Origin of the sequence: Foliimonas ilicis (assembly GCF_039939195.1) — a bacterium.
GTDB lineage: Bacteria > Pseudomonadota > Alphaproteobacteria > Rhizobiales > Rhizobiaceae > Foliimonas > Foliimonas ilicis.
Genome location: NZ_JBDUUH010000017.1, coordinates 57544 through 80061, shown reverse-complemented (window position 1 = coordinate 80061; position 22518 = coordinate 57544). Strand labels below are relative to the sequence as shown.

Here is a 22518-nt window from a genome sequence, read left to right as displayed (position 1 = left end):
CCTTGGGCGAGCGAATGTCGAGCAATGAAAGTTGAAGCGATCTGTCGTCAGCAAATGAGGCAAAGTCCCTGCACGGCACGCAATCGGTCGTCGATACTCAAAAACGTTGTAGTCTCACTACAACCTTTCCGCGCATATCGCGTTAAGGAGTCTGGACAGTGGGGGGTGAGCATCGGCGTGGGAATGGTGGACCAACAGATTGACGGCGTTGCCGAAGACACTAAAGAACTGGTCCGGCTGGCCAAATCGGGTGATGTCGAGGCCTTCGAGCGACTCATTACGGGACAGTATCGTTTTATCTACAAAACGGCTTTTCGCTGGCTTGGCCACAAAAGCGATGCTGAAGATGTGACGCAATCGGTTTGTCTGCGCCTCGCCCATGCGCTCCCCGGTTTCGATGGGAGATCCAAGTTTACCAGTTGGCTCTATCGAATCACGTTGAATGCCGTGCGCGACCTGCAGCGGACACATCAGCGGCGCGGCAAGCAGGTTGATGACGCTGCCGCGGTAACAAGCGAAGAAATCGAGCCAACGCAGGAGGACCAGCTTCGTGTCAATGACATCTGGCGTATTGTGCGGAAGTTGCCGCAAAAGCAGCGCGATGCGGTGATGCTGGTGTTCGGTGATGAAATGTCTCAAGCGGAAGCCGCCGTGATCATGGGATGCAAGGAAGTGACTGTGTCCTGGCACATCCACAACGCGCGGAAATCGCTGAAGGAATTGCTATGAACCCGCGAGACCGCGATCCGCTCGAAATGATGTCGAAGTTTCCTGACCCGGAGCCTGATCCTGCGTTGATGAAAGCCACCATTGCGCAAAGCCGCGATGCTTTTGCGCGGCGGCAAGGGCGCCGCTCCCCTACCGGATTTGGCAACCATGGAAACCGGCTGCGTCAATCGTTGAGATGGCTGGTACCGGTGAGTATAGGTGCTTTTGCGTTGGTTGCGGCCGTTGTTGTTGCGCCCCGCGTGTTGCACCTGCCATTCAACAACAATGTAAGCGAGCAGGTCATTGCCGATTCACCTACGCAGGCTCCACCAGCGCCTTCAAGCAGCCGCGGCCCTGCCGCAGCCAACCCGAGCGGCACTCGCATGGGCATGCAACCAGGCCCCGGTCAAAGTCGGCAGATCGATCCGAAAACGCTCCCCATGTCGATTTTCTCAGGTGACGATGTACGGCTTGGCTTCCGGCTGATCCCTTCCGCCCTGCTGCTTTATCTGCCCGACATTTCGAGCGAAAAGCCGATTGAAAACCAGGGCGTGGTGCTGGGAGAAGAGGTTGAGATTCTGGCGGCTTTCAGTGTCGCCGGGAAAGACCTCGTGGCGGTGCGGATCAGGGTCGATGCAGCCCGGTTCTGGCGCGCATACCGGCCAATCGACGGCAGTTTTGCGAGGGATCAGAACCTGTCTAACCTGATCCAGGACGCGCCCGATAAAGCAGAGGCCGAGCGACGGCTGGCGGCTGACTAACCAAGGTCCTGAGATGCTGGCGCCTCTCATCTGCATAGAATGGAGACTGCGCGAATGACGATGCACTTGCTGCCGCCGATGAATCGGGCAATCGCTTTTGTGTTTCCAGCGATCATCGTCGTTATAGCCGCACTCACGTTTCCGGTTTTTATCAAAGCAGGGCTTGGCTGGTGGCCGGTATTCATTCTCGGGCTTCCGGGTATTCTGGCGGTGGTGATCTGCATGGAGTTCAGAGCAACTTCGATCGGCTTCGACGCCAACGGCGTTCACTACCAAGCAGTGGGATACAAGGTTTACGCGCCCTGGAAGGGCGTAGTGTTACAACCCAATCGCGGCAAGCCGGTGCTGCTTGTGACTAAAGGTGAGCGGCAATTCTTTCCCTGGCTCGGTGTGATGTACAAAATTCTCAGCGTGCTCATGCCTTACCGGGCTCGCTATGCGAGCTATCTCACGGCCACCATCCCCCTGCACTTTTTCCTCAGCACGGGCAACGACGCGGTGATGCGTGATCTGCGCGCATCCGCCCCGCCGGGCTTCGCATAAAATCTGCCCACCTCACCAAGGTCTGTGCTGGAAAGATCGTCTCATCTACACACCGCGCAATCCGCGTATCCAAAGGGGAATTCTGCCGATGCTATCTATTAAAAGTTTTAGACACATGGCCGCTGCTGCGGTGCTGTTGTCCCTCACCGTTCCCGCTATGGCGCAAAACGTTACCGATTATCTCGGAATGCCGGGACCTATCACCTTCGATGGCAAAGCCTATGCGTTGTCATGGTCATCACAGCCGAACCCAAATTACACCAAGCAGGAATATCTCCCCGCCGGGCAGAGTTCCAAAAGCTATGACAGCATGGTCTTGGTCGAATTTGTAGAAACCGACCTGCCGCCGCTTGCACTGGCCAAATTGCAGATCGACATGCTTGCCAAACGCAAGGCAACCGATCCGCTGGTCAATTCAAATGTCATTCAGAACGACAAAACCGGCGAAGTGCTGCTTGACTTCATTCTCTCCAGCAAAAACGAAGCCGGTGAATTTATCGTCGAATGGAATGGCTACCGCTACAGCCAGACCAAAAATGCAGAGGGTAAAAGTGGCGGCATGCTGTTCGCAATCAGCCACCGCGCCTATGGCAATGCGCAATCCCAAGCCTTCCTGAAGTCATTGCGCGATTTCAAGGGCACTCAGATTCAAGCCCTCGCTACAGCACCCCTGCCGGAGCTCTGATGGAGAAAGACAATGATTAGCGCCCTTATGGCTCTCGTCTTCGTACTCACGCCGGCGCAGGATACAAATCAATCTATCCGTGAGTTGGATGCCTATTGCCTTAGCGCAGATGGCTCGCGGACCAGCGTAGCGGCGAGCCAGGACGGAGCTATATCCGTCCTCATTCAGACCAGAGCGAGAAAACCAGTAATGTTACGCAATATGCATAACCGCAGGACAGTCTCCCAGTGGCATGCGGAGTTGGACCGGGCGGATTTCGATAGTATGGAGACGCCGACACTGACAGCGGCTCATTGCGCAATCGAGCGGTTGCGTGACGGAAATGTTCACCGCGTCATGTGGGTCAAAGGCGAAACGCCGGAAGCTTTGGCGCGTCTATTCACAACCATTATGAAACTTCACAAAACCGACCCGCTTTGATGATTTCGCAATGTTTGGCATTCTTCCTTGCGACAATCATGCTCGTCGTGTCCTGTGTGGGCACGCTCCCGCCAGCTAGCGCATCCGACACCGATCCTCCGCTGGAGATGATCGCCCGTGCATCTGTAATGCCCGATTACCCGACTGAGCAGTTAGCGGCGAATGCCCTTGCCGAAAAAAAGCGAATTTCACGCGACGGCATCAATCATTACAATAGCGGTTCCATCGCAATCTTGGCCGACGCGTTCGATCGCGCCAGACCGGAATTTCGAATTGGATTGCTTGATCTGATCGCCGAAATCTTGCGATCGGATGCTGGCTCACCCGTACTCGAACCACAAATGCGCGCACGCCTTATCGAGATTACACTGCAGCGCGGCGACTTCTGACAAACATCAACGAAGGATTGGCGACTTTCAACCGCCCAAGAATATGGCGAGTTGCACCGAGGTGAACCAGCTCAGAGATCTAAGGTTTACCGGTGGTCCTATATTTTACTACCATCACCTACGAAAAACAGGACGGTCATATATGATCCGAACGACAATCTGCGCCGCAATGACAATTGCCTTGACGATAGTAACTCCGGCACTGGCCGGCTGGGAGACAACGCAGTGGGGTATGTCGCCTGACGAGGCGCTTGCAGCGCTTGACGGTGCTGAGACGAAAACCCCGACGCCCGCGGAATTTTACAATGACCGCGGCAAAACGTTTAAGCCGCTTGTGAAACTGAACACGCAATTGGACAAAATAAAAGTCGAAGCCTCTCTTTTGTTCGATTCAGACAACAGGTTGGCTTCCGTGCTGATCAATCCGACAGCAGTCGATGATTGTATGGCACTTCGCGAGCATCTGGTCGCGCAACATGGAAATGGAAATGAAATCAAAAGCGGACCAATATCCATTACGGAATGGGAAGCCGGATCGGACCTGATCAAACTGACCGCAACGCCATCGATCGGTTTGTGCAATTTGTCCTACAGGCCCGGCTAAATCAGGGATGGGATTTGTAAGCTCTGATTTACGAAAAAAACTGCGGCCTCTTACCATCCCGGCGGCTGCGACCGGCGCATTGGTTTTGACATCGATGATGTCATGCACATCCGCCGACCGGGTAAGAATACATTACACGCCTGACGAACTCGTCACCAAGTCGATTAAAGTGGATCGCATCGAGAGGCGTCGTGAGCGTGTTCGCCACATTCCACCCAGACCGGGCTATTTTCATCAAATCACACGGTTTCTTATATCTGATGCATATCCCGGCGTTACATTCCGGTTGGCCTACGATGCCCGGTCAGCGACTATTTCTGCAGGCACCTATTCCGATCTCACTTTGACAAGAGACCCTGCAGAAGCAGTGCAACAGCACGCGAAATTTCCCAATTTCAGCACCATGATCGATGTCGTCGGCATATCGAGCAACGGCCGCGTGATCGCCGATGCGGTAGCAGCCTATGAAAGAGCCGTCGCTTCAAAGCAGCGTAAATCACGCCTCGCGCTTGTCGCGCTTCTGCTGGCTCTTTTACCGGCAGGAATAATAGTGGTTAAACTCAGGCGGGTTTGACTGAGTTTACAATCCCTGATCTCACGCCCCGTTTATTCCACGGTTCCGGTGATGGTGGAATATGCCCTCACGCAGAACGGCCAAAGACTGAACAAGGCGGTAACTGTCGTTAAAGGAATTGCATCTCGGAGAGCGCCGCCTGAGCTATCGAACGATGGAGTGCCTCGTCGTCAACGTCGGAGTCCCGGCGACCGGCCAGATCGTGGAGGCAAGCAAGGATGCCCCATATGTGGGCGTCATGATCGATTTCGACGTTGCTATTTTGCGGGACGTTCTGGAGCAACTGGATACACCACCGGCGCAACCAGAAGAATCTGGCCCCTGTGTGTTCGTTGCCAAAGTGGATCAACCCTTGGCCGACTGCATTCTTCGTCTGGTGCGAATGCTGGCGACGCCGAAAGCAATTCCTGTTCTGGTGCCCTCGATCGTGCGCGAAATCTGCTTCTGGCTGTTGAGCGGCCCCCATGGCGGTTAGCTTTGCAAACTGGCCTTGCCGGAATCAAGTATCGAACGTGTGGCCAGGGCCATATCGATGTTGCCCACCAATTTCGCAGACACACTCCGCGTTGAACAGCTTGCAAAGATCGCACACATGAGCCCGTCTTCGTTACACCAGCACTTCAAGGCGTTGACCTCTATGACGCCGCTGCAATTTCAAAAGCAGCTGCGTTTGCTGGAGGCGCGCCGGCTCATGGTGACGCAGGCGGTCAATGTTGCCGAGGCGGCTTACACGGTCGGCTACGAAAGCGCATCGCAATTCAGCCGAGAATACTCGCGAACCTTCGGAGTTTCGCCGAAGCAGGACGCCTTAACGCAGCAGCGTTTACATAGCGAGTACGCGAACCGATCGGTGCCTTCCGCCTGAACGCGCGGGACGGCGGGGTTGGGTTCGTGCGAATACGCCCCACACTATGATGCCTGCCATCACGCTGATATCCGGATTATGCCAACCTCTGCGCTGATGAGGAGCCGCCTATTGTCGCTACGTGAGAGAAGTGTTCATTATACAAGTTCTTCGCGCGCTTTGGGTTGGCAGAGCCCCCGCCCACTTTGTCAGAGAGGTCGCCGATTTGTCGTGCAAGGAAGCGTTTCGCGAATGTTTGGAGTTTATGAAGCCAAACCAGCTCCGTTGAGCTTCCTCGATGGGCGCGCGGCCGAGCGTCTCGTGAAGCGCGTCGGTGTGGAAATTGCCGATCATGTCATGGCCTTTCCGGTGACCCTCAGGGCGCAGCTTCAGAGAATTGATAACCTGCCGTCATGGACATCGCCCTGCCTGCCTGTCGGTAGAACCCGCGCTTGGCTTTCGCTTTGCTGTCCTCAGGAATGCCTTCCGCGAGTTCACCGTCTACGACGGATCTGGATCATTGCGATGGACGTGAAGCACGATCCCGCCATGTCCAGCCTCGAAATTCCCGGAGGCTTTATGGGAACGGCGCTTCCACTCTGGCGGTTCGAACTTAGGCCCAACTTCGATCTCAAGGTGAGACTGCACGCCTAAATCGTCGTGCGGTCACGTCCGCGATGCCGTCAATCTCCGATTGCAGACATTTTTGCTCCGGAGCTTGGCGATTGCGCGCGGGCTGGAACGTGCGGTTTACCGCGGTTATTACTGATAAACCGCACCGCTTGTCGCCGCATTAAAACGAACGATAATGTTGCCTTGTCGCTTGTTTTATGATCAGCAGTTTGAAATGGCCAAAATCAACGACCAAAATTCTAAGCAAGATGCTCGTTTGCCTGAAGCGCATCAGGCGGACGGCGATGCCCAGTCAGGATCTGACTGCGAAAAGCTTAATGACCTGCCTGACATTGTTGATTTTGACATGGCGATGGCCGAGACGCAATTGCCTTCAAAAGGTACCGAAAATGCGCCCTTTCCTTCGCATATCGAAAGTCTCGCGGGCCGTGGGAATGATGCGGGTTCTGTCCACACGCGGCGCGCCTACGCATCAGACTGGAAGCATTTTTGTGCCTGGTGCCGCAGGCATCAACTTTCCCCCCTCACCGCGGATCCGCAAACGATCGGGCTCTACATCACTGATCTCGCCACAGGCAGCGGAACCGGCGGGCAAAAATCCATCTCGACGATCGAGCGCCGTCTCTCTTCCCTAAGCTGGAATTTTGCGCAACGCGGCCAGTCTCTCGATCGAAAAGACTCGCGTATTGCCAACGTGCTTGCCGGCATTCGCAACGGCCATGCAAAACCGGCAGCTCATAAAGAAGCTATTTCACCGCAAGACCTGGTTGTCATGCTGGAAACGCTCGACCGTGGCATATTGCGCGGTTTGCGTGATCGGGCGATGCTTTTGCTGGGTTTTTCAGGCGGTTTGCGGCGTTCCGAAATCGCTGGACTGGATGCGGGGCAGGGCCAGACTGGAGACGGACGCGGCTGGATCACGTTTCAGGACAAAGGTTTGCTGATAACGCTGCGCGGGAAAAGCGGCTGGCGGGAGATCGAGATCGGTCGCGCCTCGTCGGAGGCCACCTGCCCTGTCGCCGCTATGGAAATCTGGCTGAAATTCGCGCGGATTGACCGTGGCCCGCTGTTCCGGCGCGTTACCGGGCAGGGCAAAAGCGTCGGGCCGGACCGGCTGAATGATCAGGAAATCGCCCGTTTGGTAAAGAAAACAGCCTTAGCCACCGGTATTCGCGGCGATCTTCCTGAGGGGCAACGCAAGGCAAAGTTTGGCGCCCATTCGCTGCGCGCCGGTTTTGCCTCAGGCCGAAGTAAATAAGCTCTATTCGAGAAAAAAGTCGGTACATTTCCTCGAATGTACCGAAAATACCGCGCTGCGGCGATCGTTTCACGTGAATCTTATCGAGGCGCGCCCCTTTTGAGTTCCACTTGTATGCGCATAGAATTGGGAAAAGTCAGGAGAAACGATATGCCTGCCGAAATTCAGCACTCCAATTCGCGAAAGCCCGCCAATCTTTCCATAGATTCCGGCTTACTGGCCGAAGCCAGAGCGCTTGATATCAACATTTCCCGCGCGGCCGAGACCGGTATTGCGAAAGCAGTTGCCGAAGCAAAGGCTGTCGCCTGGAAGCGCGAAAATGCTTCCGCAATCGACAGTTCAAACGCCTTTGCCGATGCAAATGGACTGCCGCTCGGCCAACATCGTCAATTCTAGCGCTTTCGAATGGCGCGCTACGATGTGTATCCGAATCCTAATGGCGGTTTTGTCGTCGATGTTCAGGCCGATCTCCTCGATGGATTGAAAACGCAGATCGGTGTTCCCCTTTTGCCTCTGAACGATGCGCCGAAACCCGCACGCAGGCTCACTCCTGTTTTCGCGATCGACGGCGAGCAATATGTTCTGGTGACCCAGTTCCTTGCCCCAATCCCGCTTTCGGTGCTTGTTTTTCCCATTGCCGGTCTTGCCCGGCAATCCGATGAAATCACGGCAGCACTCGACATGGCCTTTCACGGATTTTGACACGATCTTCTCGCTAACTTACTGTTGTCAGTGCGGTTTTTCGCAAGGCGTTCAGCACAGGCGTTGTCGAGTAGAGGCCAAGTTCGGCCCGCTCGGTCAAACTGCGCAGATAGCCCCCGGGGGAGCGAATGTCCCCTGCCCGCTCCAGAATTGCCGCAACGGTTACGGCTGCGTTGACGTCGCCCATGGCTTTTCGGGCTTTTTTCCAAGCATCCGGCGAAATTCCGAGCATGGTATGCACGAGGCCGGCCGTTCGAAGGAATTCCATCCAGTCTCGAATTCCGCTCTGTGAATAGGCTGAAAACTGCGGACAAATCTTGAGTACACTGCCGAGATTGGGCCCGACCGGTTTGGTTTTTGGCACAAATTGCGGATTTCGAGGCTTTTCCGCTTCCGGTTTTTGAGGCGGGTTTTCCTTCAGATTATTTTCCTTGCATTTATTCTTATTGGGTTCTGAGTCTGAACTCTGAATATGGCGCTCAAAAACGGACTCATTGGCGCTCATTTCTTGTTCAGTGAGCGTGTCGAGATAGGTGTTTTCGATCTCTGCGCGCAGTCTCACGAGAGCATCGCGGCGGGCCGTCTGGGCTTCTTCCGATGCATTCTTGGTCACACGGCCGGAAAGAGATACCAAACGCTCCTGAAACGCCTCCCAGGGCCCTTTGCGGCCTTCTGACAGCCCTGCCTCGATCGTTTTGGAGATATCGCGCAGGTGGATGGTGATTTCCGTGCGCAACGTTCCGATACGATGCGCAAGCGCGCGGGCTTCATGGGCGTGTGTCTCGATCTCGCTTTGGCGCAGTGCAAGCGGCGAAAGATCGAAGCCATAAGCGGTTTCCACCATGCCTTGCTCGTCACGGCGGGCATAACGCTTGCCGTTGGGGCTGTCGCGGCGAATGATGAGGCCCGTTTCGACCAGAATTGCGAGATGACGACGCAACGTTGCAGGCGCCATGCCGCGTGTTCTGAGCGAAAGCTCGGCATTCGACGGAAAAACGATAACCGCTTTGCTTGCATCGAGCGTGGTGCCCGGCTGGAAGCTTACGAGAGCCTCGAGAACCGCGATGGTGCGGTCGGAAAGCGCGTAGACGGTGCGAGCCTCGGTTAATGCGCGCAGAAGACGCCATTTATCAGGCGCAGAAACGCCCTCCCCTTCTTGGGAGCTACGTGTTTTTGCCAGACGTGCGCGGGCGAGCGCGGTGCTTTCCTGAACAGAAAACATGCCGCGCGAAAGTGAACGACCGCCAAACGGCGTCGTTGCAAAACGCTCAGTCATTTTCAAACCTCGATTAGAGGCAGAATCAGACCTACCGGAGCGCGACCAGTGCTTGACAATTCAGCGTGGAAGTGATTCTCTCACAATTGCTACATTGATGAGGGCTTCCGGAATGGTGACGTTTCGGGGGCCTTTTTCTTGCCGGTTTTCCTTCTTTTTTGTCGTTTCGATTACGCGGTTACAGCTACTCGGTACGCTTTAGGCCGCCCTCACCCTTCGGTGGTTTTGTTTTTCTCGAATTTTTCGATGAGGGAAGGCACTTCTTTCCTGAGAAAAGCATCGAACTCGTCAGGCATTTTCTCGAGAAACTGGATTGAGAACCGTCCTTTTTGCGCAGCGATCTGCGCGACGGGACGGCCCTGCTCGTTGCTTATCTGCGTATCGCGCAGCTTCTTTTCAGAACGGCGCGACAGGCGCTCGAACAGCATGTTGAAGCGTGTATTCGTATCGGCCTGGCGAAAGCGCTGGCTGGTGACTTCATCATCAGCCTTGACCATTGCCGCTTCGCCCTTGATGACCTCGGCCAGCGCCATCCAGCGCGGACGGCCGATCTTGGGTGCAGGGCCAATGGCATTGGCGATCTGAACAGGAATTGCCTCTGCGACCTGCAGGAAGCGCGTCATTTCGGCCTTGTGCAGCGATAGGGCCTTCTGGACGACGCCCCGCTCGAAACCGCGTGCGATAAGCGCGTTTGCAAACAGTGCACGTTCGATGAAGGAGAGGTCGCGCCGCTCGGTATTTTCCTTGCCCTGCGCCAGAACGAGCTGAACATCGCTCAGATCGCGCACAAGAGCGCTAACAGGGCGGCCAAGCTGACGCGCCGCCTGCAATCGCCTGTGACCATAGGCCGTCTGATAGCGGCCCTGCTTGTCGGGATGCGGGCGAACGAGGATGGGCACTTGCTGCCCGCTTTCCTCGATGCTTTTTACCAGCTCCTGGAATTCGGTGTCTCGCAGATCGTTGCGCGACAAGCGGTCGGTCACGAAAGACATATCGACCAGAGACGTATCGAGTTCGATGATGCGATCGCTCGTATCGTCTTTATGGCGGCGGACTTCTTCGAGTTCGCGCGAAAGACCGCCCAGCGAAAGTCCCATGGCCTTGACCGCACCGGAAGCGCTGCGCGGACGCATAATCCCTTCGTTTGGTGTGGAGGCAGCCTCAGGCTTCTTGTCTTCGGGATGTGGGGCAGCAGGCATAGACTTCTGTTCGGGTGCTCCGAACAGGGCTTTAAGCTGATCCTTGCGATTAGGTCCTGACATCTGTGCCTCCACGTCCCGTTCTGTTCCAGGCGTCGAGTATAAGGCCTTCGATCTCGGAGTTGACAGCTGTCAACGATTCCATCGCCCGATCGTAAGTCGCGCGGTTGAAATTCTCCCGCGCAACCTCATAAAGCGTCTGTTTTGTAAGGCCCGCATCGGAAAATGCGGTCGATTTTACCAACGGCGCCGTCAGCACTCTTTCCCCGAACAGGGAGCGCAAAAAGCCGACGATCTGCGTCTGCGGACCGTCATTGGGCTCGTAGCGGGTGACTAGATAGCGCATGAAGTCGAAGTTCAGTTCTCCGCCTGCCTCGCGCACCACCGAAAGGAGGTCTGCGGTCATGAACAGGAACTGGCTCATCGACGCTACGTCGAGCATCTGCGGATGGACAGTCACCAGCACGGAAGTCGCCGCACAGAGGGCCGAGAGGGTGAGGAAGCCAAGCTGCGGCGGGCAATCCATGACGACGACGTCGTATCGATCTTCCACCGTCGCCAGCACAGCCTGAACGCGCGCAAAGAAAAGCGCATTGTCGGTCGTTCCCTTGCCGCCCTGACGGTCGGCAAGCATTTGCGGCGTCGTGTGCTCGAACTCCTGAAGCTCGAGATTGCCGGGAATGAGATCAAGCCCATCGAAATAGGTCTTGCGGATGATATCGGAGAGCGGGCGACGCTCATCATCGTAACGGATCGCGCCATAGAGCGTGTCATTACCGTCGAGGTCGAGTTCCGGCTGATAGCCGAAGAGTGCCGACATCGAAGCCTGCGGATCGAGATCCACGGCCAGCACCCGAAAGCCCGAAAGCGCCAGATGCTGGGCCAGATGCGTGCTTGTCGTTGTCTTGCCCGAACCGCCCTTGAAATTGGTGACGGCGATAACTTGCATGTGCTCGCCGCGCTCGGCGTCACGCCACGGCAGATAGAGGCGCGATTTCGCGCCGCCCTGCTCGGCCAGATGCCGCCTGAGTTCGTTTATTTCCTGCAGCGAATAATAGCGGCGTCCGCCCGCACCCGTTTCCGGCTGAGGCCCCTCGCCTGCGATCGACAATTGACGCAGATAGCCATCGGACACGCCGACGAGCTTGGCAGCTTCGCCGCTGGTAAATTTGCGCAGTGCCTTGCGCGATGCGGGCTGGAAAAGACGCTCACGCATCGCTTGCAATTGTGCGGATAACAGCTCGGCGTCGCGCGCAATAGCGCGGTCGGTCGACAGCGCTACCGCCTGTTCTTCTTCAGTCACTTTAACCCGCTCCGGCACCTGATATATCTCCCCGGCAGGCGATAGAATCGCATGCTCACCCTCTATAATGCTTCGATTCGGCCAAAACGCATAGCCGCTTACGATTTTGCAGTTTTTTACGTTGCAAAGCGAAAATTACGCGGCAAAGTTACGGTTACGCAGGACGCGCTCGTTAACGAAAAAATCCGTATTTGGAAAGGTGCGGCAGCGCGTGAGTCGTGTCAAGCGCCTGCGCGTCAGGGTTGCCGGGGGCGGCCGAAGTCCTGGCAATAAAAAACGCCTACCTGCAAATGCAGATGGGCGTTTCCGGCAGTCGCGTCCTTGGGAGGATTACTGATTGCGACCGCGATAGGCGTTCAGGGCTGCCTGAACGGTTTCGTTCGCGACATCGACATCATCGAAGCCGCCGAGTTCGACTTTTTTGCGGCCTTCCGGAAGCTGCTTGTAAACGCGGAAGAAAGCCTCGAGGCGTTCGCGCTCGATCGAAGGCAGATCGTTGATCGACTTGATGTCGTCATAGGTCGGGTCGATGTCGGACGCGGGGACCGCGACGATCTTGTCGTCGGTCTCGCCGCCATCGATCATTTTCAGCACACCGATCGCGCGCACTTTGATCATCGCGCCCGGAACGATCGGCTCACGCGTGTAGACCAGTGCGTCGAGCGGATCGCCATCGCCTGCATGCGAGCTTGTGATCGAGCCGTAATTTGCGGGATAGACGACGGGCATCGACTGATAGCGATCGACGAAGACGTGACCATTGTCAGCATCGATTTCATATTTGGTGAAGCTGCCCTGCGGAATTTCGATGACGGTGTAGAAGTCGGTGCCTTCTGCCGGTTGGGGGTAGGCGAAGGGGTTTACGAATTCGGCCATCGCAGCGGTGGTTGCAAGCATCACGCCTGCGGTCGCCAGAATCAATTTGCGCATGAAAATCCTCTTGAGGTTCAGATCAGGTGAGGGGCGCGGTTCTCGTTCGCGCCGGAGCCTGCTCCTATCGGCGGTTCATGACAGAGGGATAACAACCGCCGCTGGCCTTATTGGAGCATGGTCTTCTCCGAACTAGTTCCCGCTTTTCGGATCGCGCTCCAAGTTGACAGCTGTCAACGCGCTCGAGATAGCCGCGTTCGATCTTGGCCTGCAGCAAATACCCACATGCTGTGAGCGCGTCGCTGTATGGGTCGAAGAGATCATTTCGGAGATCGCCGCGTGTGCGAATGCGGCCCATTCAGCGACTCACGTGAAACCCTTAAGCACGTTCAATCGAGACGACACAAAGCAGCGCCATGCAGGAAACTCGATGGAAGGCTTTCGCATAGTGGCGAACGATTCTGGCAAAGACGGAATTGCCAGGTCCAATAAAGGCCCGAATTAATGAGCTTCGAGCGATCCAATGCACTGATGCGACGATGCGCCGCCCGCATTGGATTTTTAGAAGGCGAGGGGCCTATTGCGGTTGCGGTGGTAAGCCTGAAATCAGGCGGACGCCCGGACCCTCGCCATCATGGCCAAGCAGCCGCACGCCGCCTTTTTCCAAGGCTTTGATAAGCAGCTTTTCCGTTGCCTGATGCAGCGTGTGCCGGCGGCATTCGAAATCCTTGATCGTGCTGCGCGATACCCCTGCCAGCGCTGCGAGCTGCTCTTGCGACCAGTTCAGCAGGCTTCTTGCTGCGCGACATTGCTCTGGAACCAGATTCACCGCTCAAAATCCTTGCTTGGGTATGGACAAGTCAACCATAATGGGTGAGATAAGGCAACAGACCTAAAATTCGGCTTTATTTTCAAGAAGGAACCCAGACACACGATGACGGGCGACGCATTACTCACTTTCATTGTCGTCCTCCCCTTTGTGGGCAGCGTCATCGCTGCGCTCTTTCCTTCGAACGCCCGAAACACCGAAGCCTGGCTCGCGGGTGCCGTTTCCCTGACCGTGTTCCTGATAGCCGCGTGGCTTTATCCGATCGTTGCCGATGGCGGCGTTCTGCGCGCCGACATACCCTGGGTGCCGTCGCTCGGCCTGAATTTCACGCTGCGGCTCGACGGTTTTGCCTGGCTGTTCGTGATGCTGATCACCGGCATCGGATTTCTGGTCGTGCTTTACGCGCGCTACTATATGTCGGCGGAAGATCCGGTTCCCAGGTTCTTTTCCTTCTTCCTCGCCTTTATGGGCGCGATGCTGGGCATGGTGGTTTCGGGCAATCTGATCCTGCTCGCGATCTTCTGGGAACTGACCTCGATCTTCTCCTTCCTGTTGATCGGCTACTGGTATCACAATGCCAATGCGCGCGACGGTGCGCGTATGGCGCTGACGATCACTGGCATTGGCGGTCTGGCGATGCTGGCAGGCTTCCTGATCATCGGTCATATCGTCGGCAGCTACGATATGGACGACGTGCTGGCGGCGGGAAACCAGATCCGCACGCATGAGCTTTATGTGCCGGCACTGGTTCTGATCCTGCTCGGCGCGATGACCAAAAGCGCGCAGTTTCCGTTCCACTTCTGGCTGCCCAACGCGATGGCGGCACCGACGCCGGTTTCGGCCTATCTGCACTCGGCGACCATGGTAAAGGCCGGCGTGTTCCTGATGGCGCGGTTCTGGCCGGTTCTGGCCGGAACCGAGGAATGGTTCTGGATTTTGGGTGCGGCGGGCATGAGCACCATGCTGCTCGGCGCCTATTTCGCGATCTTCCAGCAGGATCTGAAAGGCCTTCTCGCCTATTCGACGATCAGCCATCTCGGCCTGATTACGGTTCTGTTGAGCCTTGGCAGCCCGCTGGCGCTGGTCGCCGCGATCTTCCACATGGTCAATCACGCGACGTTCAAGGCGTCGCTGTTCATGGCTGCCGGCATCATCGACCATGAAACCGGCACGCGCGACATGCGCAAGCTCAGCGGGCTGATAAAATACATGCCGATAACGGCCACGCTCGCCATGGTGGCGAGTGCGGCGATGGCTGGCGTGCCGCTGCTCAATGGCTTCCTGTCGAAGGAAATGTTCTTCGCCGAAGCCGTCGAAACGCATCTGGATTCCTGGCTCGACCGCGCGCTGCCTTACGTCGCGACCATCGCCAGCACGTTCAGCGTCGCTTATTCGCTGCGCTTTATCCATTGCGTGTTCTTCGGACCTGCACCGACCGATCTGCCGCGTGTGCCGCACGAGCCGCCGGTCTGGATGCGCCGACCGATCGAGCTTCTGGTGCTGATCTGCCTTGTCGTCGGCATCGTGCCTGGCCTGACAATGGGTCCGTATCTGCATTCGGGCGTGCTTGCGGTGCTGGGCGAGGCGACCCCGCAATACAGCCTTTCGATCTGGCATGGCTTCAACGTGCCGCTGGTGATGAGCCTGATCGCGCTTGTCTGCGGCATCATCCTCTATGCGCTGCTGCGCAATTATCTGGCGACCTGCGAAGAAGGCCCGCCGATCTTCCGGCTGTTGAAAGGCCAGCGTATTTTCGAACGCGTTCTGGTGACTGTTTCGTGGAAGTGGGCGAGGGCGGTCGAATCCTATCTCGGCACGCGCCGCCTGCAGCCGCAGCTTCGCGTGCTGGTGGCCTTGGCGATCGTTGCCGCAGCCTATCCGCTCTACACGCTGGGACTGAATCTCGGCCGGATCAGCTTCGACGGCCTCGATCCGGTGTTTGCGGTGCTTTGGCTGGTTGGCATCGTGTGCGCGGTGGGAGCAGCCTATCAGGCGAAATATCACCGGCTGGCAGCGCTCGTGCTGCTTGGCGGGGCAGGGCTTGTGACCTGCATCACCTTCATCTGGCTATCGGCGCCCGATCTGGCGCTGACGCAGCTTCTGGTCGAGATCGTGACGACTGTTCTGATCCTGCTTGGCCTGCGCTGGCTGCCGAAGCGCTTTCAGGATGAAAGCGGCGACATCGTCACGTTCAGCGCGCGGATGCGGCGTTATCGCGACCTGCTCATCGCAATCGCAGCCGGAACCGGCATGGCGATGATGGCCTATGCGGTGATGACGCGTCAGATTCACGATTCAATTGGCAGCTATTTCCTCGAACGCGCCTATAGCGAGGGCGGCGGCACGAATGTCGTGAACGTCATTCTGGTCGATTTCCGCGGCTTCGATACGATGGGCGAAATCGCCGTACTTGCCATTGTCGCGCTGACGGTCTTTGCGCTGCTTCGCCGTTTCCGCCCGGCTCAGGACAGCATCGAACGGCCCGAACAGCAGCGCATCCAGAACGCATTCGACGAGGCGCAGCCTGATCGCGAAAAGGGCGCGACTGTCAGCGATTACCTGTTCGTGCCATCTGTGATCATGCAGTGGCTGTTCCCGGTAATCATCATGATGGCGGTGTATCTCTTCATGCGCGGCCATGATCTGCCGGGCGGCGGGTTTGCTGCCGGTGTCGCCATGGCGATCGGCTTTATCCTGCAATATCTGGGTGCTGGAACGCTATGGGTGGAAGACCGCCTGCGCATTCTTCCGCTGCGCTGGATCGGCCTCGGATTGCTGTTTGCAGCCTTTACAGGCGCCGGATCGTGGATATTTGGCTATCCGTTCCTGACGTCCTATTTCCAGTACACGGAGGTTCCATTTATCGGAAAAGTACCGACGGCCAGCGCCATCCTGTTCGATCTTGGCGTGTTTTCGCTGGTCGTGGGCGCCACCGTGCTGATGTTGATCGCTCTTGCCCACCAATCGATCCGTAGGGTGCGCGCCGAAAAAGCGGCCGCGACCGCAGCGATGGAGGAGGCGTAATGGAACTCGTCCTCGCAATCGCAATCGGTGTGATGGTCGGTTCCGGCGTATGGCTGCTGCTGCGGCCACGCACCTATCAGGTCATTATCGGCCTTTCGCTGATCTCCTACGCGGTCAATCTGTTCATCTTCGGCATGGGACGGCTGCGCATGAATGCGCCGCCGGTGGTCGCTTCGGGCAGGGTCGATCCGGCGCAATTCACCGATCCGGTGCCGCAAGCGCTGGTACTGACTGCAATCGTAATCGGTTTTGCGATGACGGCGCTGTTTCTGGTCGTTCTTCTGGCATCCAGGGGCATGACCGGCACCGACCATGTTGACGGAAGGGAGCGCAATTGATGGGCTCCTGGTCAAGTCACCTGATCGTCGCGCCGGTCTTCATTCCGCTTGTCGCGGGCGCGCTTCTGCTGCTGTTCGACGAGCGCCGTCGCGGCCTGAAAACCATAATCAGCCTGATTTCGGCAGTCAGCGTGCTTGTCGTGGCGCTTATCCTGCTGAATTACGCCGACCAGCCGACACTGGACGGCACGGCATCGACCGGGGTCTATCAGCTTGGCAACTGGCCCGCACCCTTCGGCATCGTGCTGGTGGCCGACCGGCTGTCGACCATGATGCTGGTGCTGACCAGCATACTGGGCTTGTCCGCGCTGGTCTTCTCGCTGGCGCGCTGGCACAAGGCGGGACCGCACTTCCATACGCTGTTCCAGCTTCTTTTGATGGGGCTGAACGGTGCGTTCCTGACTGGCGATCTGTTCAATCTCTTCGTGTTTTTCGAAGTGATGCTGGCGGCGTCATATGGACTTGTGCTGCACGGTTCTGGGCCGGTTCGCGTGAAGGCGGGCCTGCACTATATCGCGATCAATCTGGCCGCCTCCTCGCTGTTCCTGATCGGCGTTGCCCTGATCTACGGTGTGACCGGCACGCTCAACATGGCCGATCTGGCGGTACGGATACCGTCCGTTGCGGCGGAAGACCGTATGCTGTTGCAGGCTGGCGCGGCCATTCTCGGCACGGCGTTCCTTGTGAAGGCGGGCATGTGGCCGCTGAGCTTCTGGCTGCCGACGACCTATACGGCGGCTGTAGCGCCTGTTGCCGCGATCATGGCGATCATGAGCAAGGTCGGTGTCTACATTATCCTGCGGCTTTCGCTGCTGCTTTTCGGGGCAGGGGCGGGCGCATCGTCAGGCTTCGGCGGAGACTGGCTGCTGTATGGCGGTATGGCGACCATAACATTCGGGCTGATCGGCGTGCTGGCATCGCAGGCAATGGGCCGGCTTGCGGGCTATAGCGTGCTTGTTTCGTCCGGAACGCTGCTTGCGGCTGTCGGCATCGGCAATACCGGTGTCACGGGCGGCGCACTGTTCTATCTCGTCAGCTCGACGCTGACGATCAGCGCCTTCTTCCTGCTGATCGAGCTTGTCGAACGCGGGCAGGACGCAGCTGCAAACGTTCTTGCAGTGACGATGGAAGCCTATGGCGATGCGGACGACGATGATGTCGAGGAAGAGGTCGGAACGGCCATTCCCGGCACGCTTGCCGTACTCGGCATATGTTTTGCGGCATGCGGTATCCTGCTTGCCGGACTGCCGCCGCTTTCCGGTTTTATCGGCAAATTTGCCCTGCTGGCAGCCATGTTCAACCCTGATGGGCTGGGCGAACCGGCGCAGATCCATCCCGTAATATGGGCTTTGGTCGCACTTATCATCCTTTCAGGGCTTTCGGCGCTGATCGCTATGACCCGCGTGGGCATAAGGACGTTCTGGGCGTCCCTTGAAGGCACTGTGCCGCGTGTTTTGATCATCGAAGTGATACCCGTTGCGACGCTTCTGTTCCTCTGCGCGCTGCTGACCGTGCAGGCGGGACCAGTGATGCGCTACATGGAGGCGACGGCTCAGGGACTGCATCTGCCGCGCGACTATGTGAACAACGTGCTTGGCGCTCCTCGCGTCGGGAAAGCCGGTGCGCAGGAGGCTGCACAATGAGCCGCATCCTGCCTTATCCGCTGCTGACGCTGGCGCTGATCCTGATGTGGCTGCTCCTGAATTCGTTCTCGCTGGGGCATTTGCTGCTGGGAACGGCGATTGCGCTTATGGCATCCAAGGCCATGTCGGCGCTGCAGCCTTCAAAGCCCGTTCTGCGCCGCTGGGGGCTTATTCCGAAGCTGCTTTGGATCGTCTTTATCGACATCACACGTTCGAATATCGCTGTGATTTCGATCATTCTGAAGGGAAACAGAAGGCAGCGAACGTCCGGTTTCATAACGATTCCTCTTGAACTTCGGGACCGCACTGCCCTGGCTTTCCTCGCCTGCGTGCTGACCAGCACGCCGGGAACCGCCTGGGTGAATTTCGACTCCGCCAGCGGCACGTTGCTGATGCATATTTTCGACCTTGTCGATGAAGAAGAATGGAGAACGCTCATCAAGCAGCGCTACGAGGCGATATTGATGGAGATTTTCGAATGAGTGCCACGATATTCATCTGGTCCGTGACGATCGCCCAATTTTTCCTGGCAATCGCGATGGGTCTGGCGGTGTTTCGTCTGATACGCGGGCCGCGTGCGCAGGACCGCGTTCTCGGTCTCGATACGCTCTATGTGAATGCTATGCTGCTGCTTTTGACATTCGGCATTCGCACCGGAAGCGTGCTCTATTTCGAGGCCGCACTTGCCATCTCGCTGCTGGGCTTCGTGGCGACTGTTGCACTCGCCAAATTCCTCATGCGCGGCGAGGTGATCGAATGACCAACCACGCGCAAGACCTTCCCGCCTGGGCAGCGCTGCTCACTTCGTTCTTCATTCTGCTGGGCGCAAGCGTGACGCTGATCGGTTCCTTCGGTCTGTTGCGGCTGAAGAGTTTTTACGACCGTATCCACGCGCCGACGCTTGGCACGACATGGGGGGCAGGGGGCATTCTGCTCGCCTCGATCGTCTGTTTTTCCGTGCTCCAGTCACGCCCGGTTCTGCATGAAGTGCTGATTACGGTGTTCGTGACCGTGACAACGCCGGTGACGCTGATGATGCTGGCGCGCGCCGCCCTTTACCGTGATCGCACGGAAGGCAATGAGGGTGTGCCGCTCGACCGACCGGACAAATCAGACGAGTAGCACTCGGCACGACGTCAGATGAAACGCTGCTGACTTCGTGTGGTTTCGGGTTTGACGCTGGCCGTCGCCAGCGTCTTTAGCCGGCTTGCCGGGCATCGCTTCATCGGTGAAATGGAACGATCCATTCAGGATCGACAGCGCTCTTAAAAAGCCCAAAGGCTTGATCTCAGCCAAGTTTGTGTCACACTCGACGCAGTGGTCATCGCAAAAGCGTTGATATTTGTCCGCTTTACATTGGACGTACCTGGAAACGATTTATCACAACATTATCGTTCGTGTTATGGTCACGACACCCTGTGCGGATAGTTCGATAAAATCCGATTAAAAGCGCACGACGCTGGTAAGCCTTCCGACTGGAAATGCGTCCGTCAATGATATTCTCGGCGCTGTGTTTCTGCAGTGCGTTCATCAATTGCAGGGCAGGTGTTTTATACCCGGCTGCCAATGACAACATGCCGACGACTTCAACTTTGACTTCAAGTCCGCGGCTGGTGGGCTGCAGGCAAGCAGCCACGAAGTTGTCTCGAATCTCAGGCGGGACGGCCCTTCGCAAAGCCTGTCAGTCCAGGCATGAGCGGATAGAGCGCGGCTTGCAGTGAGTGGTAGATATCGGGCTTGCCGGCGAATTGTCTGCCGTCTGGTTTGCCTGCGTTATCGACCTCTGGCAGCCAGCCGCCGCGTTTGCTGTCGATAAACAAGGTTTCGCCAGTCTCCCAGAACAGACGATAGTCTTCGGCACAATCCTCTCCCGCCTTGATCATCGCTGCTGCAGCCCCGATCGCTTCAGTTACAGGCCACCAGTAGCGGCTGCGGCGTAGCGGTTTTCCGGTGGCGGGGTCTACCGTGTAGAATAGGCCGCCGCGCTCCTCGTCCCAGCCGTCGGCGCGCGCGCGGCGATACAAATTGCGCGACCACTCCAGCAGTTGCGCATCATGCCCGCCGCCCATGTCGCGCAGTTGAAGCAGCAGACGGGCCAGTTCGAAGGAATGGCCGGGCGTCGCGCCCTTGGGCCGGAACATCGGGTTGCCCTCATAGTCCGGGTCGATCTGCCAGTCTTCGGTGTAATGCTCGGGCAGCCGCCAGTCATGCGCTGCGCCGATCTCGCCGACGAAGAAATCGAAGATTTTTCGCGCCCGCGCGGCATAAGTCCTGTCGCCGGTGGCTTCGGCGGCTGCCAGGAGCGCCTCGGACATATGCATGTTGGCATTCATGCCGCGATAGCTGGAAAAGGTCTGCCAGCCGCGTGTGTATTCCTCCTTCATGCGGCCCAGCGCATGGTCCCAGAACCGTGTGTCGATCACCTCCATGACATCGGCAATCAACCTGTCTGCATCGGGATGCCCGCCCATCTTTGCGCTGGCGCCTGCCAGCAGCACGAAGGCATGCCCATAGGCGAGCTTGCGGTCATCCAACACCACGCCATCTGGCTCAAAGGCCCAGACGTAGCCGCCATGCTTTGTGTCGCGATGGTGTTTCCATAGCGCCTCCATGCCGTGATCGATCATGGATTTCGTATCGGTGAAGCCTGCCAATTGGCCTATCGCGAAGGAGTGAACCATGCGCGTGGTCGCGTGCAGCTCTCGTGCGGCGCCCGGAATTGGATTGCCATCGAAATCCTGTGCATGGAATCCGCCGGCAGGATCAAGGCTGCGGCGGAAAAAATCGAGCTGACGCTGGGCATCGGCCAGCAGGTAGGTGCGGTGCGCGTCTGTTCCCCACCAGGGACCCTCGCGAGGCACCGTCATTTCGGCGGTCATTCTTTGTCTCCGTCAATATCTGTGCTGCCGGATGCGGGAACAGGTTGCAGATAGTTGAGTGCGTCGGCTTGCTCGCCCTTGATGGCGCGCAGGAGAAGAGCGCCCATGCGCTCGCCGGCTGCCGCCAGATCCTCAAAAATACTGTCAATGCGCGGGCGGATGAAGCCGGCTACCTGGGATGTGCTTTTCATTACCAGCCGGCATTTGTCGGCGTGGCCAGCATCCGAACACGCCGCATAAGCAGCCATCGCGCTGGTTTCGCCGGGGCAGACCAGTCCGTCAGGCAGGCGGCCGGCTTCAATGAGGTGCGCAATATGCGCGTAGATTGAGTCAGGCGGGCTATCGAGCGTCACGCCTTCAAGAATGTTTCCCTCCAGTCCGGCCTCGGCGCAGCCGCGCAGGAAGCCCATACGCAGATGTTGCGCGAAGGTGAGGCGGGATGGCGCGGGGATCATGCTTGGTCTGTGCACTCCCTGTTTGGACAGGCGATGCGCGGCGGTACGGGCGAATTTGAAATTGTCGTAGTCAACGAAGGGATGCGGTGTCGCGAGCTCCGTGCGACCATGCGAGACGAATGGAAATCCATGTTCCAGCAGCAGCCGCACGCGCATGTCGGCCGGCTCCGTCCGAGAAAGCAGTACGCCGTCGGCAAGCCGGTTTCGCACTATGTTCTCAATCTGCTCCAACGGTTCGCGGTCTGCAAAATTAGGCATCACCACGAGATGGTAGGGAGTGCCGCGCAGGGCGCGGGTGAGACCGGAGATCATCGAGGAGCCGTAGCCGATGATCTCCTCATGCGGATTTAACACCAGCGCGATAACGTTGGTTCGCCCGGTGCGCAGGCGCTGTGCTGCGCGGTCCGGCGAATAGCCGATCGTGCGCGCCGCGTTTGCCACCCGGCTGCGGGTGTCCAGCGCGATCTGCGGATCATTCGCCAGCGCGCGCGAGACGGTTGCCACGGCGAGCCCCGTCATGGAGGCGAGCGTACGTAATGTGGGCCGCTCCTCTCTGGCCATCAAAGTGCCTTTCTCTGAGG

The 22518-nt window shown here is 57.6% G+C and carries 26 protein-coding genes and 1 pseudogene; 19 read left to right on the top strand and 8 right to left on the bottom strand.

Going from position 1 to position 22518, the window contains the following annotated elements; genetic code table 11:
- Window positions 1–165: 165 nt before the first annotated feature.
- The 13 genes and pseudogenes from ABFT80_RS26320 to ABFT80_RS26260 all read left to right on the top strand — a co-directional run bounded on the left by ABFT80_RS26320 (window position 166) and on the right by ABFT80_RS26260 (window position 8121).
- Entirely contained in the window at window positions 166–729 is a 564-nt protein-coding gene (locus tag ABFT80_RS26320) for an RNA polymerase sigma factor (protein WP_347974916.1), read from the top strand.
- Window positions 726–1469 carry a hypothetical protein gene (locus ABFT80_RS26315; RefSeq protein WP_347974915.1) on the top strand — a complete coding sequence of 248 codons (744 nt, stop codon included), beginning with the start codon at window positions 726–728 and terminating at the stop codon, window positions 1467–1469. Before ABFT80_RS26320 ends, ABFT80_RS26315 begins: the two co-directional genes overlap by 4 nt.
- 54 nt (window positions 1470–1523) lie before the next feature.
- Complete coding sequence (locus ABFT80_RS26310) at window positions 1524–2012, top strand: hypothetical protein (protein ID WP_347974914.1); 489 nt, start codon at window positions 1524–1526, stop codon at window positions 2010–2012.
- Between the two features lie 88 nt (window positions 2013–2100).
- Window positions 2101–2697: a hypothetical protein gene (locus tag ABFT80_RS26305; protein ID WP_347974913.1), complete on the top strand. Its 597-nt coding sequence runs from the start codon at window positions 2101–2103 to the stop codon at window positions 2695–2697.
- A 264-nt stretch (window positions 2698–2961) separates the two neighbouring features.
- The gene (locus tag ABFT80_RS26300; RefSeq protein ID WP_347974912.1) at window positions 2962–3117 is read left to right on the top strand and encodes a hypothetical protein; all 156 of its coding nucleotides are present in this window, start codon (window positions 2962–2964) and stop codon (window positions 3115–3117) included.
- A 38-nt stretch (window positions 3118–3155) separates the two neighbouring features.
- Window positions 3156–3506, top strand: coding sequence for a hypothetical protein (locus ABFT80_RS26295; RefSeq protein ID WP_347974911.1), 351 nt, complete (start codon window positions 3156–3158; stop codon window positions 3504–3506).
- 61 nt (window positions 3507–3567) lie between these two features.
- Window positions 3568–4110 (top strand): hypothetical protein, encoded by a 543-nt coding sequence (locus ABFT80_RS26290; RefSeq protein WP_347974910.1) that lies wholly within the window; start codon window positions 3568–3570, stop codon window positions 4108–4110.
- Between the two features lie 7 nt (window positions 4111–4117).
- Window positions 4118–4684, top strand: a complete 567-nt coding sequence (locus ABFT80_RS26285; protein ID WP_347974909.1) for a hypothetical protein — start codon at window positions 4118–4120, stop codon at window positions 4682–4684.
- Between the two features lie 112 nt (window positions 4685–4796).
- A pseudogene (locus ABFT80_RS26280) lies at window positions 4797–5549 on the top strand (AraC family transcriptional regulator); the annotation flags it as partial.
- Between the two features lie 231 nt (window positions 5550–5780).
- Window positions 5781–6182: a hypothetical protein gene (locus ABFT80_RS26275; RefSeq protein ID WP_347974908.1), complete on the top strand. Its 402-nt coding sequence runs from the start codon at window positions 5781–5783 to the stop codon at window positions 6180–6182.
- A 169-nt stretch (window positions 6183–6351) separates the two neighbouring features.
- Window positions 6352–7419: an integrase gene (locus ABFT80_RS26270; protein ID WP_455190014.1), complete on the top strand. Its 1068-nt coding sequence runs from the start codon at window positions 6352–6354 to the stop codon at window positions 7417–7419.
- Between the two features lie 150 nt (window positions 7420–7569).
- Complete coding sequence (locus tag ABFT80_RS26265; RefSeq protein ID WP_347974907.1) at window positions 7570–7815, top strand: type II toxin-antitoxin system CcdA family antitoxin; 246 nt, start codon at window positions 7570–7572, stop codon at window positions 7813–7815.
- Window positions 7816–7824: 9 nt separating this feature from the next.
- Window positions 7825–8121, top strand: coding sequence for a CcdB family protein (locus tag ABFT80_RS26260; protein WP_347974906.1), 297 nt, complete (start codon window positions 7825–7827; stop codon window positions 8119–8121).
- A gap of 13 nt (window positions 8122–8134) precedes the next feature.
- Here the strand turns inward: ABFT80_RS26260 and repC are convergent, their stop codons facing one another.
- From repC to ABFT80_RS26235, 5 genes are all read right to left on the bottom strand, one after another.
- Window positions 8135–9397, bottom strand: a complete 1263-nt coding sequence (gene repC / locus ABFT80_RS26255) for a plasmid replication protein RepC (protein ID WP_347974905.1) — start codon at window positions 9395–9397, stop codon at window positions 8135–8137.
- A gap of 209 nt (window positions 9398–9606) precedes the next feature.
- Window positions 9607–10659, bottom strand: coding sequence for a plasmid partitioning protein RepB (gene repB, locus ABFT80_RS26250; protein WP_347974904.1), 1053 nt, complete (start codon window positions 10657–10659; stop codon window positions 9607–9609).
- Window positions 10646–11899, bottom strand: coding sequence for a plasmid partitioning protein RepA (repA, locus tag ABFT80_RS26245; RefSeq protein WP_347974903.1), 1254 nt, complete (start codon window positions 11897–11899; stop codon window positions 10646–10648). Before repA ends, repB begins: the two co-directional genes overlap by 14 nt.
- 330 nt (window positions 11900–12229) lie before the next feature.
- Window positions 12230–12829, bottom strand: coding sequence for an inorganic diphosphatase (locus ABFT80_RS26240; RefSeq protein ID WP_347974902.1), 600 nt, complete (start codon window positions 12827–12829; stop codon window positions 12230–12232).
- Between the two features lie 517 nt (window positions 12830–13346).
- The gene (locus tag ABFT80_RS26235; RefSeq protein WP_347974901.1) at window positions 13347–13598 is read right to left on the bottom strand and encodes a helix-turn-helix domain-containing protein; all 252 of its coding nucleotides are present in this window, start codon (window positions 13596–13598) and stop codon (window positions 13347–13349) included.
- 105 nt (window positions 13599–13703) lie between these two features.
- Between ABFT80_RS26235 and ABFT80_RS26230 the strand changes: the two genes are divergently transcribed.
- Genes ABFT80_RS26230 through mnhG form a run of 6 tightly spaced genes read left to right on the top strand, consistent with a single transcriptional unit; the run spans window position 13704 to window position 19725 of the window.
- Entirely contained in the window at window positions 13704–16622 is a 2919-nt protein-coding gene (locus tag ABFT80_RS26230; protein ID WP_347974900.1) for a monovalent cation/H+ antiporter subunit A, read from the top strand.
- A complete protein-coding gene (locus ABFT80_RS26225; protein WP_347974899.1) occupies window positions 16622–16960 on the top strand; it encodes a Na+/H+ antiporter subunit C in 339 nt (112 codons plus the stop codon). Before ABFT80_RS26230 ends, ABFT80_RS26225 begins: the two co-directional genes overlap by 1 nt.
- Window positions 16960–18603: a monovalent cation/H+ antiporter subunit D gene (locus tag ABFT80_RS26220; protein WP_347974898.1), complete on the top strand. Its 1644-nt coding sequence runs from the start codon at window positions 16960–16962 to the stop codon at window positions 18601–18603. The genes ABFT80_RS26225 and ABFT80_RS26220 overlap by 1 nt, the downstream gene beginning before the upstream one ends.
- The gene (locus ABFT80_RS26215) at window positions 18600–19085 is read left to right on the top strand and encodes a Na+/H+ antiporter subunit E (RefSeq protein WP_347974897.1); all 486 of its coding nucleotides are present in this window, start codon (window positions 18600–18602) and stop codon (window positions 19083–19085) included. Before ABFT80_RS26220 ends, ABFT80_RS26215 begins: the two co-directional genes overlap by 4 nt.
- A complete protein-coding gene (locus ABFT80_RS26210; RefSeq protein WP_347974896.1) occupies window positions 19082–19363 on the top strand; it encodes a K+/H+ antiporter subunit F in 282 nt (93 codons plus the stop codon). The genes ABFT80_RS26215 and ABFT80_RS26210 overlap by 4 nt, the downstream gene beginning before the upstream one ends.
- On the top strand, window positions 19360–19725 hold the full coding sequence (gene mnhG / locus ABFT80_RS26205; protein ID WP_347974895.1) for a monovalent cation/H(+) antiporter subunit G: 366 nt from the start codon (window positions 19360–19362) through the stop codon (window positions 19723–19725). Before ABFT80_RS26210 ends, mnhG begins: the two co-directional genes overlap by 4 nt.
- Here the strand turns inward: mnhG and ABFT80_RS26200 are convergent.
- The 3 genes from ABFT80_RS26200 to ABFT80_RS26190 all read right to left on the bottom strand — a co-directional run bounded on the left by ABFT80_RS26200 (window position 19714) and on the right by ABFT80_RS26190 (window position 22498).
- On the bottom strand, window positions 19714–19899 hold the full coding sequence (locus tag ABFT80_RS26200; protein WP_347974894.1) for a hypothetical protein: 186 nt from the start codon (window positions 19897–19899) through the stop codon (window positions 19714–19716). The genes mnhG and ABFT80_RS26200 overlap by 12 nt on opposite strands.
- Before the next feature lie 356 nt (window positions 19900–20255).
- Window positions 20256–21482 (bottom strand): AGE family epimerase/isomerase, encoded by a 1227-nt coding sequence (locus tag ABFT80_RS26195; protein WP_347974893.1) that lies wholly within the window; start codon window positions 21480–21482, stop codon window positions 20256–20258.
- Window positions 21479–22498: a LacI family transcriptional regulator gene (locus ABFT80_RS26190; protein ID WP_347974892.1), complete on the bottom strand. Its 1020-nt coding sequence runs from the start codon at window positions 22496–22498 to the stop codon at window positions 21479–21481. Before ABFT80_RS26190 ends, ABFT80_RS26195 begins: the two co-directional genes overlap by 4 nt.
- Window positions 22499–22518: the final 20 nt, after the last annotated feature.

Excerpts from the sequence above, each read along its gene's own strand:
- ABFT80_RS26315 (WP_347974915.1), top strand. The coding sequence starts at position 726 with ATGAACCCGCGAGACCGCGATCCGCTCGAAATGATGTCGAAGTTTCCT.
- ABFT80_RS26310 (WP_347974914.1), top strand. The coding sequence starts at position 1,524 with ATGACGATGCACTTGCTGCCGCCGATGAATCGGGCAATCGCTTTTGTG.
- ABFT80_RS26305 (WP_347974913.1), top strand. The coding sequence starts at position 2,101 with ATGCTATCTATTAAAAGTTTTAGACACATGGCCGCTGCTGCGGTGCTG.
- ABFT80_RS26300 (WP_347974912.1), top strand. The coding sequence starts at position 2,962 with ATGGAGACGCCGACACTGACAGCGGCTCATTGCGCAATCGAGCGGTTG.
- ABFT80_RS26295 (WP_347974911.1), top strand. The coding sequence starts at position 3,156 with ATGCTCGTCGTGTCCTGTGTGGGCACGCTCCCGCCAGCTAGCGCATCC.
- ABFT80_RS26285 (WP_347974909.1), top strand. The coding sequence starts at position 4,118 with ATGGGATTTGTAAGCTCTGATTTACGAAAAAAACTGCGGCCTCTTACC.
- ABFT80_RS26275 (WP_347974908.1), top strand. The coding sequence starts at position 5,781 with ATGTTTGGAGTTTATGAAGCCAAACCAGCTCCGTTGAGCTTCCTCGAT.
- ABFT80_RS26265 (WP_347974907.1), top strand. The coding sequence starts at position 7,570 with ATGCCTGCCGAAATTCAGCACTCCAATTCGCGAAAGCCCGCCAATCTT.
- ABFT80_RS26260 (WP_347974906.1), top strand. The coding sequence starts at position 7,825 with ATGGCGCGCTACGATGTGTATCCGAATCCTAATGGCGGTTTTGTCGTC.
- repC (WP_347974905.1), bottom strand. The coding sequence starts at position 9,397 with ATGACTGAGCGTTTTGCAACGACGCCGTTTGGCGGTCGTTCACTTTCG.
- repB (WP_347974904.1), bottom strand. The coding sequence starts at position 10,659 with ATGTCAGGACCTAATCGCAAGGATCAGCTTAAAGCCCTGTTCGGAGCA.
- ABFT80_RS26240 (WP_347974902.1), bottom strand. The coding sequence starts at position 12,829 with ATGCGCAAATTGATTCTGGCGACCGCAGGCGTGATGCTTGCAACCACC.
- ABFT80_RS26230 (WP_347974900.1), top strand. The coding sequence starts at position 13,704 with ATGACGGGCGACGCATTACTCACTTTCATTGTCGTCCTCCCCTTTGTG.
- ABFT80_RS26225 (WP_347974899.1), top strand. The coding sequence starts at position 16,622 with ATGGAACTCGTCCTCGCAATCGCAATCGGTGTGATGGTCGGTTCCGGC.
- ABFT80_RS26220 (WP_347974898.1), top strand. The coding sequence starts at position 16,960 with ATGGGCTCCTGGTCAAGTCACCTGATCGTCGCGCCGGTCTTCATTCCG.
- ABFT80_RS26215 (WP_347974897.1), top strand. The coding sequence starts at position 18,600 with ATGAGCCGCATCCTGCCTTATCCGCTGCTGACGCTGGCGCTGATCCTG.
- ABFT80_RS26210 (WP_347974896.1), top strand. The coding sequence starts at position 19,082 with ATGAGTGCCACGATATTCATCTGGTCCGTGACGATCGCCCAATTTTTC.
- mnhG (WP_347974895.1), top strand. The coding sequence starts at position 19,360 with ATGACCAACCACGCGCAAGACCTTCCCGCCTGGGCAGCGCTGCTCACT.
- ABFT80_RS26195 (WP_347974893.1), bottom strand. The coding sequence starts at position 21,482 with ATGACCGCCGAAATGACGGTGCCTCGCGAGGGTCCCTGGTGGGGAACA.
- ABFT80_RS26190 (WP_347974892.1), bottom strand. The coding sequence starts at position 22,498 with ATGGCCAGAGAGGAGCGGCCCACATTACGTACGCTCGCCTCCATGACG.